Annotated in this window: 17 protein-coding genes; 15 read left to right on the top strand and 2 right to left on the bottom strand. The window is 37.7% G+C overall.

The window, feature by feature from the left end; translation table 11 throughout:
- Position 1: 1 nt before the first annotated feature.
- The 7 genes from LZP85_RS16730 to LZP85_RS16700 all read left to right on the top strand — a co-directional run bounded on the left by LZP85_RS16730 (position 2) and on the right by LZP85_RS16700 (position 5,898).
- Positions 2 to 505 carry an RDD family protein gene (locus tag LZP85_RS16730; RefSeq protein ID WP_025908921.1) on the top strand — a complete coding sequence of 168 codons (504 nt, stop codon included), beginning with the start codon at positions 2 to 4 and terminating at the stop codon, positions 503 to 505.
- 88 nt (positions 506 to 593) lie between these two features.
- On the top strand, positions 594 to 1,283 hold the full coding sequence (locus LZP85_RS16725) for a DUF2953 domain-containing protein (RefSeq protein WP_226639105.1): 690 nt from the start codon (positions 594 to 596) through the stop codon (positions 1,281 to 1,283).
- Between the two features lie 13 nt (positions 1,284 to 1,296).
- Entirely contained in the window at positions 1,297 to 1,755 is a 459-nt protein-coding gene (gene ytfJ / locus LZP85_RS16720; protein ID WP_025908923.1) for a GerW family sporulation protein, read from the top strand.
- 131 nt (positions 1,756 to 1,886) lie between these two features.
- On the top strand, positions 1,887 to 2,387 hold the full coding sequence (gene tpx / locus LZP85_RS16715) for a thiol peroxidase (RefSeq protein ID WP_061785770.1): 501 nt from the start codon (positions 1,887 to 1,889) through the stop codon (positions 2,385 to 2,387).
- Positions 2,388 to 2,548: 161 nt separating this feature from the next.
- On the top strand, positions 2,549 to 3,538 hold the full coding sequence (locus LZP85_RS16710) for a class I SAM-dependent methyltransferase (RefSeq protein ID WP_025908925.1): 990 nt from the start codon (positions 2,549 to 2,551) through the stop codon (positions 3,536 to 3,538).
- A 200-nt stretch (positions 3,539 to 3,738) separates the two neighbouring features.
- Positions 3,739 to 4,929: an acetate kinase gene (locus LZP85_RS16705; RefSeq protein ID WP_076513934.1), complete on the top strand. Its 1,191-nt coding sequence runs from the start codon at positions 3,739 to 3,741 to the stop codon at positions 4,927 to 4,929.
- Positions 4,930 to 5,049: 120 nt separating this feature from the next.
- Positions 5,050 to 5,898 (top strand): EcsC family protein, encoded by an 849-nt coding sequence (locus LZP85_RS16700; RefSeq protein ID WP_078989193.1) that lies wholly within the window; start codon positions 5,050 to 5,052, stop codon positions 5,896 to 5,898.
- Positions 5,899 to 6,164: 266 nt separating this feature from the next.
- Here the strand turns inward: LZP85_RS16700 and LZP85_RS16695 are convergent, their stop codons facing one another.
- Positions 6,165 to 6,479: a hypothetical protein gene (locus LZP85_RS16695; RefSeq protein WP_025908928.1), complete on the bottom strand. Its 315-nt coding sequence runs from the start codon at positions 6,477 to 6,479 to the stop codon at positions 6,165 to 6,167.
- A 314-nt stretch (positions 6,480 to 6,793) separates the two neighbouring features.
- On the opposite strand from LZP85_RS16695, the gene LZP85_RS16690 reads away from it, so the two are divergent.
- From LZP85_RS16690 to LZP85_RS16660, 7 genes are all read left to right on the top strand, one after another.
- Positions 6,794 to 8,002 (top strand): argininosuccinate synthase, encoded by a 1,209-nt coding sequence (locus LZP85_RS16690; protein WP_025908929.1) that lies wholly within the window; start codon positions 6,794 to 6,796, stop codon positions 8,000 to 8,002.
- A complete protein-coding gene (gene argH / locus LZP85_RS16685) occupies positions 7,999 to 9,387 on the top strand; it encodes an argininosuccinate lyase (RefSeq protein WP_119543245.1) in 1,389 nt (462 codons plus the stop codon). Before LZP85_RS16690 ends, argH begins: the two co-directional genes overlap by 4 nt.
- 153 nt (positions 9,388 to 9,540) lie before the next feature.
- Positions 9,541 to 9,711 carry a hypothetical protein gene (locus LZP85_RS16680; protein WP_169799852.1) on the top strand — a complete coding sequence of 57 codons (171 nt, stop codon included), beginning with the start codon at positions 9,541 to 9,543 and terminating at the stop codon, positions 9,709 to 9,711.
- 117 nt (positions 9,712 to 9,828) lie between these two features.
- The gene (gene ald / locus LZP85_RS16675) at positions 9,829 to 10,950 is read left to right on the top strand and encodes an alanine dehydrogenase (protein ID WP_119543244.1); all 1,122 of its coding nucleotides are present in this window, start codon (positions 9,829 to 9,831) and stop codon (positions 10,948 to 10,950) included.
- A 97-nt stretch (positions 10,951 to 11,047) separates the two neighbouring features.
- Positions 11,048 to 11,728, top strand: a complete 681-nt coding sequence (locus tag LZP85_RS16670; RefSeq protein ID WP_025908932.1) for a metal-dependent hydrolase — start codon at positions 11,048 to 11,050, stop codon at positions 11,726 to 11,728.
- A gap of 91 nt (positions 11,729 to 11,819) precedes the next feature.
- Positions 11,820 to 12,059 carry a hypothetical protein gene (locus tag LZP85_RS16665; protein WP_025908933.1) on the top strand — a complete coding sequence of 80 codons (240 nt, stop codon included), beginning with the start codon at positions 11,820 to 11,822 and terminating at the stop codon, positions 12,057 to 12,059.
- Between the two features lie 88 nt (positions 12,060 to 12,147).
- Complete coding sequence (locus LZP85_RS16660; protein ID WP_025908934.1) at positions 12,148 to 13,464, top strand: CBS domain-containing protein; 1,317 nt, start codon at positions 12,148 to 12,150, stop codon at positions 13,462 to 13,464.
- Positions 13,465 to 13,784: 320 nt separating this feature from the next.
- Here the strand turns inward: LZP85_RS16660 and LZP85_RS16655 are convergent, their stop codons facing one another.
- Positions 13,785 to 14,084 carry a YtpI family protein gene (locus LZP85_RS16655; RefSeq protein ID WP_025907280.1) on the bottom strand — a complete coding sequence of 100 codons (300 nt, stop codon included), beginning with the start codon at positions 14,082 to 14,084 and terminating at the stop codon, positions 13,785 to 13,787.
- Between the two features lie 259 nt (positions 14,085 to 14,343).
- Here LZP85_RS16655 and LZP85_RS16650 point away from each other — a divergent pair, with 259 nt between their 5' ends.
- On the top strand, positions 14,344 to 15,276 hold the full coding sequence (locus LZP85_RS16650; RefSeq protein ID WP_025907278.1) for a DHH family phosphoesterase: 933 nt from the start codon (positions 14,344 to 14,346) through the stop codon (positions 15,274 to 15,276).
- Positions 15,277 to 15,280: the final 4 nt, after the last annotated feature.

Here is a 15,280-nt window from a genome sequence, read left to right as displayed (position 1 = left end):
AATGGAAAATAACTCATATGATAAAGAAGTAGCGGGTGTTGAACATTCATCACCTTTAGAAGATAGAGTAGTAAACCCTTCTGTAGTTGAAAATCGATATGCTGGGTTTTGGATGCGCTTTTGGGCATACCTCCTTGATATCATTGTAGTGGGAAGTATAAATGGTATTATTGTAAAACCAATTTTTAAAGCATTTGATTTTGCTCAAGTTGATCAATTATTTTCACCGTTTTGGTTCATTACAGCACTGACGTTTTACGGCTATTTCATTTTAATGACCAAGTTCTTTGGTCAAACATTAGGAAAGATGGTTTTTGGCTTAAAGGTAGTCTCATTAAATGGAACGCCGCTTAGCTGGTCAGTCGTTTTGTTCCGAGAAGGAATTGGACGTTATATTTCAAAAACGGTTCTATTTATCGGTTATATCATCGTTGCCTTTTTACCTAAAAAGCAAGGTGCACATGACTATTTTGCAGAAACTGCAGTAGTGCATGAAATAAAATAATATAGAAGGCCTCTACTCGTTGAGTGGGGGCCTTTCTTGTTAGGTTTAACTTCATGATATATGGGACATAATGGAAGGGGAAAAAGGAGTGAAGAAAGTGATATGGGTGTCATGGATTATCGCAATACTACTTGTCCTTGTGTTTATAGTGATAGTTACGAAGGTTACGGTATATATTGACTTACGACATGCCAAGGATAACGATTATTATCGCGTGACGTTTATGGCGTGGTTTAAGCTCATTCGCTATACATATGAAATACCAGTGGTAAAGGTTCAAAAAGACTCCAATACCCTGCTTGTCGAAGAAAAAAGCGGAGCGGGAGAAAATACAAATAAAGATAAATGGAAAGACTACTCCATGGAAGACGGTCTCAATCTTCTGGAAGATGCAAAGCAATTTTTAGAACATGTTGTTGGCTTTCATACCATTATTCGGAAGTTTTTAAGTCATATAGCAGTGAGAAATTTAAAATGGCATACACGAGTAGGTCTAGGTGACGCTGCTCTCAGCGCTATTTTAGTGGGTGTTGTATGGTCTGCAAAAAGTGGTTTTGTTCATCTGCTCGATCAATACATGAGGCTAAAAGATCCTCCTAGGATGACGGTAGTGCCAGCCTTTCAAAAGATGTGGTCTGAAACCATCTTTCAATGCATAATTTCATTCCGATTAGGACAAGCTATATTAGTAGGTTTACGTTTAGTTAAGCACTGGCGCAAGATACCTCGCTTTTATAAGCCTGAAAGCGAAAGCAAAGCGCATTCTGTTAAAACATAAGGAGGTTACTTGAATGGGAGAACATCCAATTAAGAGTCTAATGTCTACAGCAATGGAAAATTTAAAAGAAATGATTGACGTCAATACAATCATCGGAGACCCAGTAGAAACACCGGATGGAAGCGTTATTTTAACGGTATCAAAGGTAGGGTTTGGTTTTGCAGCAGGAGGAAGTGAATTTAATGGAGAAGGACACAAGTCATCTTCACAACAAGGTGGTCAATCAGCTGATTCGAGTCATCCCTTTGGTGGAGGAAGTGGTGGAGGAGTATCGATTACGCCAATTGCTTTCTTGATTGTTAGCTCAGCTGGAATTAAAATGCTTCATTTAAATGAAAGCACGCACTTATACGAGAAGATCCTAGACACTGCACCTCAAGCAATCGAACGCATGCAGCATATGTTTAAAAAAAATCGTCATGACCAAGAAAATCATGACCGCAATGATAGTCATGATTCATTTAATCTATAAGCTACAAGCTCTCGTTACATGATTATAAAAACGAGGGCTTTTTTATATGGGGAAAACGCATTTAATTGCAATCTTTTTACATAGGCGCTAATATGAAGGATGTACATATTTATTTAGGGGAGGAATCATTCGTGACAACAGTTAAGTTTAAAGGTAACGATGTAACACTACTAGGGAATCAAGTAAAGGTAGGAGACAAAGCGCCTAATTTTACGGTTCTTGCAAACGATTTGTCAGAAGTAACGTTAGATGACACAAAAGGTTCAGTGCGTCTAATTAGTGTAGTTCCTTCTATTGATACAGGTGTTTGTGATGCACAAACTCGCCGCTTCAATGAAGAAGCATCAAAGCTAGACAATGTGAAAGTATTAACAGTAAGCGTTGATTTGCCGTTTGCACAAAAGCGCTGGTGCGGTTCAAATGGTATTGAAAACGTACAAACTGTATCTGATCACCGCGATTTATCTTTTGGTGAAGCATTTGGCGTAGCTATCAAAGAACTACGTTTATTAGCTCGTTCTGTATTTGTGGTAAACTCAAACGACGAAGTAACATACGTTGAGTATTTACCAGAAGTTACGGATCATCCAAACTATGAAGCAGCAATCGAAGCAGCAAAAGCAGCTAAGTAATTGCACATGTTTTAGACAAAGAAGGCGGAAAACATTGTTTTTCGCCTTCTTTGTGTGGCATGAACTATTTGTGATAAAATAAAATTCTTTGTTAGAGTTCTATATAAAGCGTTGTAATGAAAAATAGATTAATAAATGGAAATGTTCAAGGAGGAATAGATGTGAGCGAGTTATCAAAAATGGAGCAGCTGTTTAAGGTTATTGACCAGAGTGCAGTCATTTTACGAAAAGAGCTAAACTGCTTATATTTAGAAGCAGTTGCTGAAACAGGTGAAAATTTATTTCAAGAAGACATCTTACAAGATGAATTAGATGAAGTAACGAAAAAAAGGTTACAAAAAGAATATAGTTCTGTAAAACTGAATCAATTTGAGCAAGAGACAATTCGAAAAGCATATCAATTAGCAGTTTTAAAAGGAATGAAAGAAGCGATTCAGCCAAATCATCAAATGACACCTGATGCGGTAGGGTTATTTATGGGTTATGTCGTTGGTAAGTTTATGGAAGGGAATCAGAGCTATACGATACTAGATCCAGCAGTAGGAGCAGGGAATTTAATTACGACGATTTTAAATATGCATTCACATTCAATTGAACAAGTGTATGGCGTTGATATTGACGACTTATTGCTTCAGTTAACCTATGTAAATGCAAACCTTCAAAAGCACGGTGTAGAGTTATTTCATCAAGATAGTTTACAGCCGTTATTTATTGATCCTGTTGACCTTGTGATTTGTGATTTACCGGTAGGCTATTATCCAAATGATGAAGGTGCTGCCCAATATAAAGTAAAGTCAGAAGAAGGGCATACATATGCTCATCATTTATTTATTGAAAAAAGCTTAAACCACGTTAAACCAGGTGGATATGTAGTCACGCTGATTCCAAACAATCTATTTGATTCTGAGCAATCTCATCTTCTACAGGCGTTGCTAAAAGAAGAAGCGATTGTACAAGCAATCATTCAGCTTCCGTTATCGATGTTTAAGCAGGAAGAAGCAGCAAAAAGCATTCTGGTTTTACAGAAAAAGGGTGAGGGGGTAACTCCACCAGAGAACGCACTTCTTGTAAATTTACCAAAGTTTAGTAACAAGCAAGGCATGAACGATATTATGAGTCAAATGAATGAATGGTTTAAATTGAATAAATAATTTATCTTTTTAGAAAATAATGATTTTTTTATGATGGCGCTTTTAATCGTGCATAGCCCTTGAAATCTATAGTGCTGAATGATTAAATGAATAAGGATAGAATTTGTGTCGAAATGCATAGAATATTGTAGAGAATATCGTTTTGTACTTTTTCGTCAAGTTCATAATGCACGTATATAAAAAGGAGCTGTTTTTAGTATATGTCAAAAATTATTGCAATTAATGCTGGTAGCTCATCTTTAAAGTTCCAGCTGTTTGAAATGCCAAGCGAAGCAGTTTTAACAAAAGGTTTAGTAGAGCGTATCGGTTTAGACGATGCTGTTTTCACTATTTCAGTAAATGGTGAAAAACAAACAGAAGTAAGAGAAATTCCAGACCACTCTGTAGCAGTTCAAATCTTAGTAGACAAGCTATTGTCTCAAGGTATTATTGAGTCATACGATGAGATTACAGGCGTTGGACACCGCGTTGTTCACGGTGGAGAGAAGTTTGCTGATTCTGTGTTAATTACGGATGAAACACTAGCTGAAATTGAAGCATTATCAGATTTAGCACCTCTTCATAACCCAGCTAACGTTGTTGGTATTAAAGCATTCCAAGCAATCTTACCAAACATTCCGGCAGTTGCAGTGTTCGATACGGCATTCCATCAAACAATGCCTGAAAAATCATTCTTATACAGCTTACCGTATGAGTACTATGAAGACTATGGTGTTCGTAAATACGGTTTCCACGGTACATCACATAAATATGTATCAGAGCGTGCAGCTGAACTATTAGGTCGTCCAGTTGAACAACTACGTTTAATTTCTTGTCATTTAGGTAACGGTGCAAGTATCGCAGCAATCGAAGGTGGAAAATCAATTGATACATCAATGGGCTTCACGCCGTTAGCTGGTGTAGCAATGGGAACTCGTTCTGGTAACATTGACCCTGCGTTAATTCCATTCATCATGGAGAAAACAGGAAAAACTGCAGACGAAGTGCTAAATGTGTTGAATAAAGAAAGTGGTTTACTTGGTGTATCAGGTATCTCAAGTGACTTACGTGACTTAATTAAAGCAAGTGGCGAAGGAAACGACCGCGCAGAAACAGCTCTTGAAGTGTTTGCTGGTCGTATTCATAAGTACATTGGCTCTTATGCAGCTCGTATGTCTGGTGTAGATGCAATTATCTTCACTGCAGGTATCGGTGAGAACAGTGATGTTGTACGTGCTCGTGTACTTCGTGGCTTAGAATTTATGGGCGTATATTGGGACCCAGCATTAAACGGTGTTCAAGGAGAAGAAGCGTTTATTAGCTATCCTCACTCTCCAGTAAAGGTTCTTGTCATTCCGACAAATGAAGAAGTAATGATTGCTCGCGACGTAGTTCGCTTAGCAAATATTTAATAGCATGTAAAAAGCTAGCGTCTTTCGCTAGCTTTTTTTGTTTTATGAAAATAGGTGTCTTTTTAAACATTTGTTATAATGGAAACAAATTCTATTACTTATCTTTGAAGGAGTGAAAGCATGAGCCTAACCAATCGAGAAGAGCAGTTGCTACACGAAATTCGGGAGTGGGAACAAACATTGGATGAATATGATCAAAGTCAGATTGAGATTACATATGATGAATGGTTACATAAAGCAGTTGGCCTTGTACCTGAGCATATTTTACAAGAGTATTTAGCGAAAACAGATGATTTTATGTTTCATTTTACATCCTTTATTCAAAATACAGATATTCAGATACAAGCTGAAAAACAGATTATTAATACAGCACGCGTATTTCAACCAGATATTACAGATATACCAGAACTTCAATCACTACAAATTGATCAACTATCTTACATTTGTGATCAACAGCTAGCAAAACAGAGGCTTTATGCATTGGGACAAGGCGCTTTATCTGGTACGGGGAAAGCTCTACTAGTAGGTACAGATATTCCAGCTTTGTTATTTATTAATTTACAATCGATTCAAAAAGCAGCCATGAGCTACGGTTATAATATCCATACACCGTTTGAACTTATGATGACGTTAAAAGTATTTCATACGGCTTTGCTGCCACCTGAATTGCAAAAGACAGGGTGGCTTGAATTGACAGAGGAAATCGAACATGGTGTCGACCCTTATTTTTATGAAGGTAGAGATCAGGTGGTAACTGAGTCGCTTGTTTATAAAGCTGTTGCTCAGATTGTTAAAAGCTTTCTTATAGTCATCTTAAAGCGTAAGGCATACGGTCGTATTCCTTTGCTTGGTATGGCAATTGGTGGAGGAATGAACTATACATTTACAAAGCAAGTAACAGATTATGCAAAGCGATTTTATCAATATCGTCTTTTAATAGAAAAAGTAAATAACGAGGCTGGGATATAACTACATGATTCCTTCTCAAAGACGAATCATGACATGACGTTTCGAAACGAGTGAGGTTGGAAAAACACGTTCGTTCCATTGTCGCACTTTCCGCGGGGAGGAATCTGAGCCTCCTCGCTGCGCTGTGGGGTCTCAGCCTTTCCTCTAGTTCCCGCAGGAGTCGCGTGTCTTACGCTCCATTCCACTCTTTTTTAAACTTATTTTCCGCACCAACAAAAAACCCGAACGGTTGAGAGTTAACTGAAACACTTATGTCTCGACCTTATTTACAAATGAGTTTTGGCAGATATATCTTGGTCCGTACGATACCAAATCCACAAATCATTAATAATAGAGGCTAATTCAGCAATTTCCTCATTTAATTGGCAAGACTTCTGAAAATTATCTTCTTCTTCTAAAGCAGCCTGCTTGTTATTAATTTTCCTTTCAATTTCTGCAATTCGATCAGGAATCAAACCTCTAATTTCTTCCCACTGAATTAAAATTTCTTCTTGTAGTGCGGGAGTATATTCATTCCATGAATGTGCTAGTACAGGAATAGAAATACCCAGCCTTTTATTATATAAAAACATATTTTGCATAAATAAACGCCTCACTTGCATATGAAATCTTTGCATTAATGCTCTCTTTGTTTTGTGAATAAGAACTTATGCTGTTTATGATAAAGGAAATAATAAGAAAAATCATGTGTTTTATCACTTTATATATGCAGTTTTATTTTATGATAAGAGTATATTTATCGTATAAAACAAGGTTTTTGAAAAAGTATTTGTGAATTTATATACTTTTTTGTGAATAAGTATTGAAAAAACCAAATAAAGTTGTTAAAGTAATAGTAGATTAAATGAATAAAAATTTATTGAGATGTATTTATATATATTAGGAGGAAATGTTGATGAGTAATCCGAAAATTGTTCTTGCATATTCAGGTGGTTTAGATACTTCAGTTGCTATTAAATGGTTACAGGAAAAAGGTTATGATGTTGTTGCTTGTTGTTTAGATGTAGGTGAAGGAAAAGATTTAAACTTTATTAAAGAAAAAGCTATTACAGTTGGAGCGGTAGCATCACACGTGATTGATGCCAAAGAAGAGTATGCAAATATTTATGCATTAGCTGCTCTGCAAGCTCACACATTATATGAAGGCAAATATCCATTAGTATCTGCGTTATCAAGACCGCTAATTGCAAAGAAGCTTGTTGAAGTCGCAGAGAAAGAAAATGCAGTAGCTGTGGCCCATGGTTGTACAGGAAAAGGAAATGACCAAGTTCGTTTTGAAGTTTCAATCAAAGCTTTAAACCCAGATCTAGAAGTTGTTGCACCGGTACGTGATTGGAAATGGTCTCGTGAAGAAGAAATTGAATATGCGAAGCAGCATAATATTCCAATTCCAGTTAACTTAGACAGCCCGTTTTCAATTGATCAAAATTTATGGGGAAGAAGTAACGAGTGTGGTGTTCTAGAAGATCCTTGGGCTGCTCCGCCGGAAGAAGCTTACGACTTAACTGTTGCATTAGAAGATACGCCGGATACTCCTGAAACGGTTGAAATTGAATTTGTTCAAGGTGTACCTGTTTCATTAAATGGCCAATCTTATACGTTAGCTCAGCTTATTCTTGAACTGAACGATATTGCTGGAAAGCACGGAGTTGGACGTATCGACCACGTAGAAAATCGTTTAGTTGGAATTAAGTCACGTGAAGTATATGAGTGTCCAGCTGCGATGACTCTTATCAAAGCGCATAAGGAATTAGAAGATCTAACACTTGTAAAAGAAGTGGCACATTTCAAACCAATTATTGAGAAAAAGTTAACAGAAGTTATTTATGAAGGACTTTGGTTTTCACCTTTAACAAATTCACTGTTAGCATTCTTAAAGGATACGCAACAATATGTAAACGGAACGGTACGTGTAAAGCTGTTTAAAGGTCATGCGATTGTTGAAGGCCGTAAGTCTCCAAACTCTCTATATAACGAAAAACTTGCTACGTACACAAAAGAAGATGAATTTGACCATAACGCAGCAGTAGGATTTATCTCTTTATGGGGACTTCCAACAAAAGTTAGCAGCATGGTGAATACTAAGAAGGTGACGACAGTATGACCAAATTATGGGGAGGACGTTTTACGAAACGTCCTGAACAATGGATTGATGAATTTGGGGCATCCATTTCATTCGACCAACATTTAGTAGAAGAAGATATTGAAGGTAGCTTAGCTCATGTATCTATGCTAGAAAAATGCAAAATTCTTTCTAGTGAAGAAGCGAATCAAATTAAAGCAGGGTTACAAACCCTGCTTCAAAAAGCAAAAAATAAAGAGCTTATGTTTTCTGCTCAGTACGAAGACATTCATTTGAATCTAGAAAAGCTCTTGATCGATGAAATTGGTCCTGTAGGTGGAAAACTGCATACAGGCAGAAGCCGTAATGACCAAGTTGCAACTGATATGCACTTATATTTAAAGAAGCATGTGCAGCAAATCATCCAACTGACAAAGCATTTACAGCATGTGTTAGTTGAAAAAGCTGATCAGCATGTTGAAACAATCTTTCCTGGCTACACGCATCTACAAAGAGCGCAGCCTGTATCGTTTGCTCATCACTTACTAGCGTATGTATCAATGTTTAAGCGTGATACTGAGCGATTTGAAGGATCGTTAAAACGCATTGATATCTCTCCCCTAGGAGCAGGAGCACTTGCTGGTACAACGTTCCCAATTGATCGTTACTATAGCGCTGAGCTGTTGGGCTTTGCTGATATTTATCAAAATAGTATGGATGCAGTAAGTGATCGCGACTTTATTTTAGAATTTTTGAGCAATAGCTCAATTTTGATGATGCACTTATCTCGTTTCTGCGAAGAGTTAATTTTATGGTCGAGTCAAGAATTCCAGTTTATTGAAATGGATGACACATATGCTACAGGAAGCAGTATTATGCCACAAAAGAAAAACCCTGATATGGCTGAGCTAATCCGTGGAAAAACAGGAAGAGTCTATGGACATCTCTTTAGCTTGTTAACAGTGTTGAAAGGTACGCCTCTAACATACAACAAAGATTTACAAGAAGACAAAGAGGGTATGTTTGATACAGTTACAACGATTGAGGGTTGCTTGACAATCTTTGCTGGAATGATTGAAACAATGACTGTTAAAACAGACGTCATGGAATCATCAACTAAAAAAGACTTTTCAAATGCAACGGAATTAGCAGACTACCTTGCTTCAAAAGGGATGCCGTTCCGTCAGGCTCATGAAGTTGTAGGTAAGCTTGTTCTAGAATGCATTCAGCAAGGTATGTATCTAATGGATTTACCGTTAGAAAATTACCAAGCGGCAAGCGATTTATTTGAAGAGGATATCTATCACGTACTTGATCCAAAAACTGCGGTTAATCGTCGTAATAGTGCGGGTGGTACAGGTTTCGATCAGGTAAGACAAGCAATCTTAAAAGTTAAAGAGGATTTGAAGCAAGAAGTTAATGCATAAAAAATGCGCACTCACTGAAGTGCGCATTTTTTATGCTTATTTTTTGTGAAAGTGTACAGAGTCATAATCACGGTTACATCGTGCATAACTCCAACAAGTTAGAAGAAAAATAGAGGGGAATAAAACAACACGTTATATAAGGAGAGATTAACAATGAAAGAAAAAAAGAACCCTCAGCACGTTTATGAATACGATCATGAAGGAGAACAACAAACGTTTCAACAACTAATGGACTCTTACTCAAGTGGTGTAGTAGGAGATGGCTACATGGCTTCAACATTTGAAAATGTTGAAGCTAAAAGTGATAACGAACTATATGAATAAAAAGATGGATAGACTATAAATAAGGCAAAAACTCCCCACTTTATAAGCATAAGGTGGGGAGCTTATTTTACATATCATTCATATGATAAATAAACAATAAATTAAGGAGTGACAATCGTGAAAATAGGTGTTCCAAAAGAAATTAAGAATAATGAAAATCGCGTTGCTATTACACCAGCTGGCGTAACGGCATTTACAAACGCTGGTCACGAAGTATGGGTTGAAAAAAGTGCTGGTGAGGGATCTGGCTTTACGGATGAACAGTATGTAGAAGCTGGAGCGACCATTGTTGAAACAGCTCACGATGCGTGGAGTGCAGAGATGGTCATGAAAGTAAAAGAACCATTACAAGAAGAGTACGATTACTTTCGTGAAGGATTAATTTTATTTACGTACTTGCACCTTGCTGCTGAAGAAGCATTAACAAAAGCATTGATTGAAAAGAAAGTAGTAGGCATTGCGTATGAAACTGTGCAGCTACCGAATCGTACGCTTCCACTTTTGACACCAATGAGCGAAGTAGCTGGAAGGATGTCCTCGCAGATTGGGGCACAATTTCTAGAAAAAACAAAGGGTGGTAAGGGAGTTTTACTAAGTGGTGTGCCCGGTGTTCAACGAGGAAAAGTAACGATTATTGGCGGTGGAGTTGCGGGAACAAACGCTGCGAAAATTGCTGTTGGCCTAGGGGCAAATGTAACAATTATTGATTTAAGTGCAGAGCGACTTCGACAATTAGACGACTTATTTGGCAAGGAAATTACAACATTAATGTCAAATCACTATAACATTGCAGAATCTGTGAAGGACTCAGACCTAGTAATTGGAGCAGTATTAATTCCAGGTGCCAAAGCTCCAAAATTAGTTACCACTTCCATGATTAAAACAATGTCTTCAGGTTCAGTTGTCGTAGACATTGCGATTGACCAAGGTGGAATCTTTGAAACAACAGACCGCATTACAACACATGATAATCCAACGTATGAAAAGCACGGTGTTTTGCACTATGCGGTAGCTAATATGCCTGGAGCTGTTCCTCGTACGTCAACCATGGCTTTAACGAACGTGACTGTTCCTTATGCGCTTCAAATTGCAACCCTAGGGTACAAGAAAGCGTGTTTGAAAAATCCACCGTTACTTCAAGGGATTAATACATTAAACGGCTTTGTGACATATGCAGCAGTAGCGGATGCACATGGATTAACGTACTCTGATGCTACAACATTGTTAGAGCAAGCATAACGGCTTTATAATAAAGAGAACGTACCCTTTTTGTTTAAATTAGTATAGAAAGGGTACGAACTAGTTAATTAGTGATAATGATAAAGGAGAGGTTATTGTGCACATTTCTTATCACGGACACTCTGTTGTGAAAATTGAAACGCAAGGGAAAACAATTTTAATTGATCCATTCATTACAGGAAATGGAAAAACGGATTTAAATGCAGAGGATGTACAAGCAGACTATATCTTACTAACGCACGGTCATAACGATCACGTAGGAGATACAGTAGCCATTGCAAAACGAACAAATGCGCAGGTTATTGCTATTGCTGAGCTCGCTACATATTTAGGATGGAAAGGTTTAAATGTTCATCCCATGAGCATTGGAGGAGCTTATACGTTTGATTTTGGTAAAGTTAAACTCACACAAGCTTTTCATGGATCAAGCTATACGGAAGAAGAAAGCAAGCAAATTGTTTACACGGGCATGCCAGCAGGCTTGCTGCTAACAATTGAAGGAAAAACCATTTATCATGCGGGTGATACGGCGCTTTATTCTGACATGAAATTGTTAAGCGATTACCATCCAGATGTAGCATTTTTGCCGATTGGAGATAACTTTACAATGGGTCCTGAGGATGCGGCAATTGCAGCTTCATGGATAAATGCCAAATTAGTTGTTCCAATCCATTACGATACGTTCCCTGTTATTAAACAAGATCCTCATGAGTTCGTCCAATCCTTAAAAGGAATTGAAGGGAAAGTCTTACAGCCTGGAGAAGGTTTGGATTTGTAATAGAAATAGCAAGACGATGCAAATTTAGCGCGCATCGTCTTTTTTTGTGTGTACAAGCATACTATGTAAATAAAAAAGGGGGAATGTAGTGGTGTTAAAGCGAAATAAAGCAATTTTATATTTGTTGTTGTGTGGTCTTATGCTTTATTATGCAAAGCCTTATATTGTCATAAGCACAGAGAGCCTTCAAGGGATTTTTAGCCTTACGTGGTTAGGGTTAGCACTTCTAGTTGTAGGTGGCAATGTGTCATCACTTTTATATGCGAAAAAAGAAGAACAAAAAAAGCTTTTGCAACAAAAGCTTCGTAAGCCAATTCGTCAAAGAGGATGAGATTGAATCCAGCTCTTCCCACCTTTATAATAAAAAGAAAAGAGTAAAGCACCGAGTACGTCCGGCGCTTTAGAAGGGTGAAGTACATTTGGCGACAAAACATGAACAGATTTTACACTATATTGACTCGTTACCAATTGGTGAAAAAATATCAGTTAGGCAGATTGCAAAAGAACTGACGGTAAGCGAAGGTACTGCTTATCGAGCTATTAAAGATGCAGAAAATAAAGGATACGTTTCTACAATAGAGCGTGTTGGGACCATTCGAATCGAGCGAAAGAAAAAAGAAAATATTGAAAAGCTTACTTTTGCCGAAGTTGTAAACATTGTAGATGGACAAGTGCTGGGTGGAAGAGAAGGGTTATATAAAACGCTTAATAAATTTGTTATTGGTGCAATGAAGCTAGATGCCATGATGAGATACACAGAAGCAGGAAACCTTTTAATTGTTGGAAACCGAGTAAATGCACATGAATTGGCTTTAGAAGCAGGAGCAGCTGTTTTAATTACAGGAGGATTTGATACAGAAGATTGGGTGAAGAAGCTCGCAGATGACTTAAAACTTCCTATCATTTCTACAAGTTATGATACATTTACCGTTGCAACCATGATTAACCGTGCCATTTACGATCAATTGATCAAAAAGGAAATTGTACTGGTGGAAGATATCTTAACGCCTGCTGAAGAAGCTGTTAGCCTAAAGCTTAATGATACAATTGCTACGTGGCATAACCTTAACACAAAAACGCATCATAGCCGTTTTCCTGTAGTGGATGATCAGATGAAAGTCCACGGAATGGTGACTTCTAAAGATGTAATTGGTTATGATGCCCAAACCTCGATCGAGAAGGTAATGACGAAAAATCCAATGACGGTCCATGGTAAAACGTCGGTGGCATCTTCTGCTCATATGATGGTTTGGGAAGGTATTGAAGTTCTTCCCGTTGTTGATGACTCTCACCATTTAGAAGGAATTATCAGTCGACAGGATGTCTTAAAAGCACTTCAGATGATTCAAAGGCAACCTCAGGTTGGCGAAACAATTGACGATATTGTGACCAATCAATTCATCGATGTAAAAGATACAAAAGCTGAACCTTTTTATCGCTGTGAAGTAACGCCGCAAATGACAAACTATATGGGAACTATTTCGTACGGCGTATTTACGACAATTGTAACGGAAGCAGCAAACCGAGCGCTTCGTTCATTCAAAAAAGGTGACTTAGTTATTGAGAATATTACGATCTATTTCATTAAACCTGTACAAATTGACAGCATTGTTGAAATTCGACCGAAAGTATTGGAGTTGGGTCGAAAGTTTGGAAAGGTAGATGTTGAAGTATATAATGAGGGCGTCGTTGTTGGTAAAGCAATGCTAATGGCGCAGCTTTTAGAACGTGTATAAAGAGGCTGGGACATAAGTAATTCAGCCAATGATAAACCTGAACGATTGAGAGTTTCTCACTTTTAATCGTTCAGGTTTTTTGGTTGATTGTGAAAACAATGTTGGAAACAGGGTGGAATGGAGCGTAGGACACTCGACTCCTGCGGGAAAGAGAGGGAAAACTGAGATCCCGCAGCGCAGCGAGGAAGCTCAGGTTCCTCCCCGCGGAAAGCGAGTGGCCGTAGCGCAATGGAACGAACGTGTTCAGACAAACCAAAAAGATTGGAACAGCTATTGTTCGTCTCTTAGAAGCAATCATTTTGTTATGTCCCAAACTCTTTTTATAAAGACGTTTGAGCTTCTTTCGTAGCAAGAGGAAGGTAATATCTGTATGCGCGAATACCTGTAATAATACTTCCGAGACCAAATAAAGCAAAGATGATACCGATAATGAGGGATGTTGTAGTTGCATAAATAAACCATTGATTAATTCCAAAGAAAAGTACAAAAGCTCCAAGTGAAATACTGGATTTTGCAGAGATCCATTTGCGTTCAATAGGACGTTTGGAGCGGACATATTTGACTTTTAAATAGAAATAAAAGACAAATGAAATGACGATTAAAATGGCGAGAATAGGCATTAATTCATTCAGCTCCTTTTGAAAATAATTATTTATTGGTTGTAAGATATCTAAACAATTTCACCTTCATAGTACTGAATGCGTTTTCTTTAAGCTGTATGTAACAGACTACTTATTCCTATTCTATCGATAGATGCCAGAAAATTCTAGTATTAATTAATTCTGCTTTTAAACTTCTAGCTATCTATGATTTAATAGAACTAGCTATTAGGTTTGGTACATAAATAGTTTGCTAATTTACCGATGGGAGTGCTGCTAGATGAAAACACAAATTTTAAATGCAATTAAAGGTTTCGATACAATTATTATTCACCGTCATGTAAGGCCAGATCCTGACGCGTATGGTTCTCAATGTGGGTTAGCGGAGCTGTTAAAAACATCTTTTCCTGAAAAGAAGATTTACGTAACAGGAAAAGAAGCGGAATCTCTTAAGTTTTTATATCGAATGGATGATGTTGCTGATGAAGTGTATGAAGATGCACTTGTTATTGTATGTGATACAGCCAATCAGGAACGAGTCTGTGATCAGCGATATGCAAAAGGGAAAATGCTAATTAAAATTGATCATCATCCGAATGAAGACCAGTACGGAGATTTACTATGGGTGGATACAGAAGCGTGTTCAACAAGCGAAATGATCTATGAATTTTTCCTTCATGGTAAAGAAGACGGGCTTACATTAAATGACCGCGGTGCTGAGTTAATTTTTAGCGGAATTGTGGGAGATACAGGTCGCTTTTTATTTCCAAGCACAAAGCCTAAGACGTTCCGCTACGCAAGCGACTTAATTCAATATGATTTTGAATTTAAGGATGTTTATGATGAGATGTATAAAACGAAAGCAAACGTGGCGCATTTACATGGGTATGTGCTTCAAAATTTCTCTCTATCAGACTCAGGGGTTGGGTATATGAAAATACCAAAAGAAATTCTTGAGAAATACAGCGTAACGCCAGCAGATGCATCGCAGTTAGTTAGTTCATTAGGGCATATTGAAGGCATGAAGGTATGGGTATTCTTTGTGGAAGAAGAAGATCAAATTCGAGTAAGATTAAGATCAAAAGGTCCGGTTATCAACACGATTGCCCGTAAGTATAAAGGAGGAGGTCATCCACTTGCAGCTGGTGCTTCCATTTATTCTTGGGATGAGGTTGAGCCACTGCTTCAAGATTTAGAAGCGCTATTTCAGTAAATGT

Origin of the sequence: Priestia flexa (assembly GCF_021441905.1) — a bacterium.
In the GTDB taxonomy this organism is placed as follows: Bacteria; Bacillota; Bacilli; order Bacillales; family Bacillaceae_H; genus Priestia; species Priestia flexa.
Note: the sequence above shows the minus strand (reverse complement) of the source record. Positions and strands in the feature narration are given on the sequence as shown.

Bases quoted from the DNA above. Each gene is read 5' to 3' on its own strand.
- LZP85_RS16730 (WP_025908921.1), top strand. From the start codon at position 2: ATGGAAAATAACTCATATGATAAAGAAGTAGCGGGTGTTGAACATTCA.
- ytfJ (WP_025908923.1), top strand. From the start codon at position 1,297: ATGGGAGAACATCCAATTAAGAGTCTAATGTCTACAGCAATGGAAAAT.
- LZP85_RS16705 (WP_076513934.1), top strand. From the start codon at position 3,739: ATGTCAAAAATTATTGCAATTAATGCTGGTAGCTCATCTTTAAAGTTC.
- LZP85_RS16700 (WP_078989193.1), top strand. From the start codon at position 5,050: ATGAGCCTAACCAATCGAGAAGAGCAGTTGCTACACGAAATTCGGGAG.
- LZP85_RS16695 (WP_025908928.1), bottom strand. From the start codon at position 6,479: ATGCAAAATATGTTTTTATATAATAAAAGGCTGGGTATTTCTATTCCT.
- LZP85_RS16690 (WP_025908929.1), top strand. From the start codon at position 6,794: ATGAGTAATCCGAAAATTGTTCTTGCATATTCAGGTGGTTTAGATACT.
- argH (WP_119543245.1), top strand. From the start codon at position 7,999: ATGACCAAATTATGGGGAGGACGTTTTACGAAACGTCCTGAACAATGG.
- LZP85_RS16680 (WP_169799852.1), top strand. From the start codon at position 9,541: ATGAAAGAAAAAAAGAACCCTCAGCACGTTTATGAATACGATCATGAA.
- LZP85_RS16655 (WP_025907280.1), bottom strand. From the start codon at position 14,084: ATGCCTATTCTCGCCATTTTAATCGTCATTTCATTTGTCTTTTATTTC.
- LZP85_RS16650 (WP_025907278.1), top strand. From the start codon at position 14,344: ATGAAAACACAAATTTTAAATGCAATTAAAGGTTTCGATACAATTATT.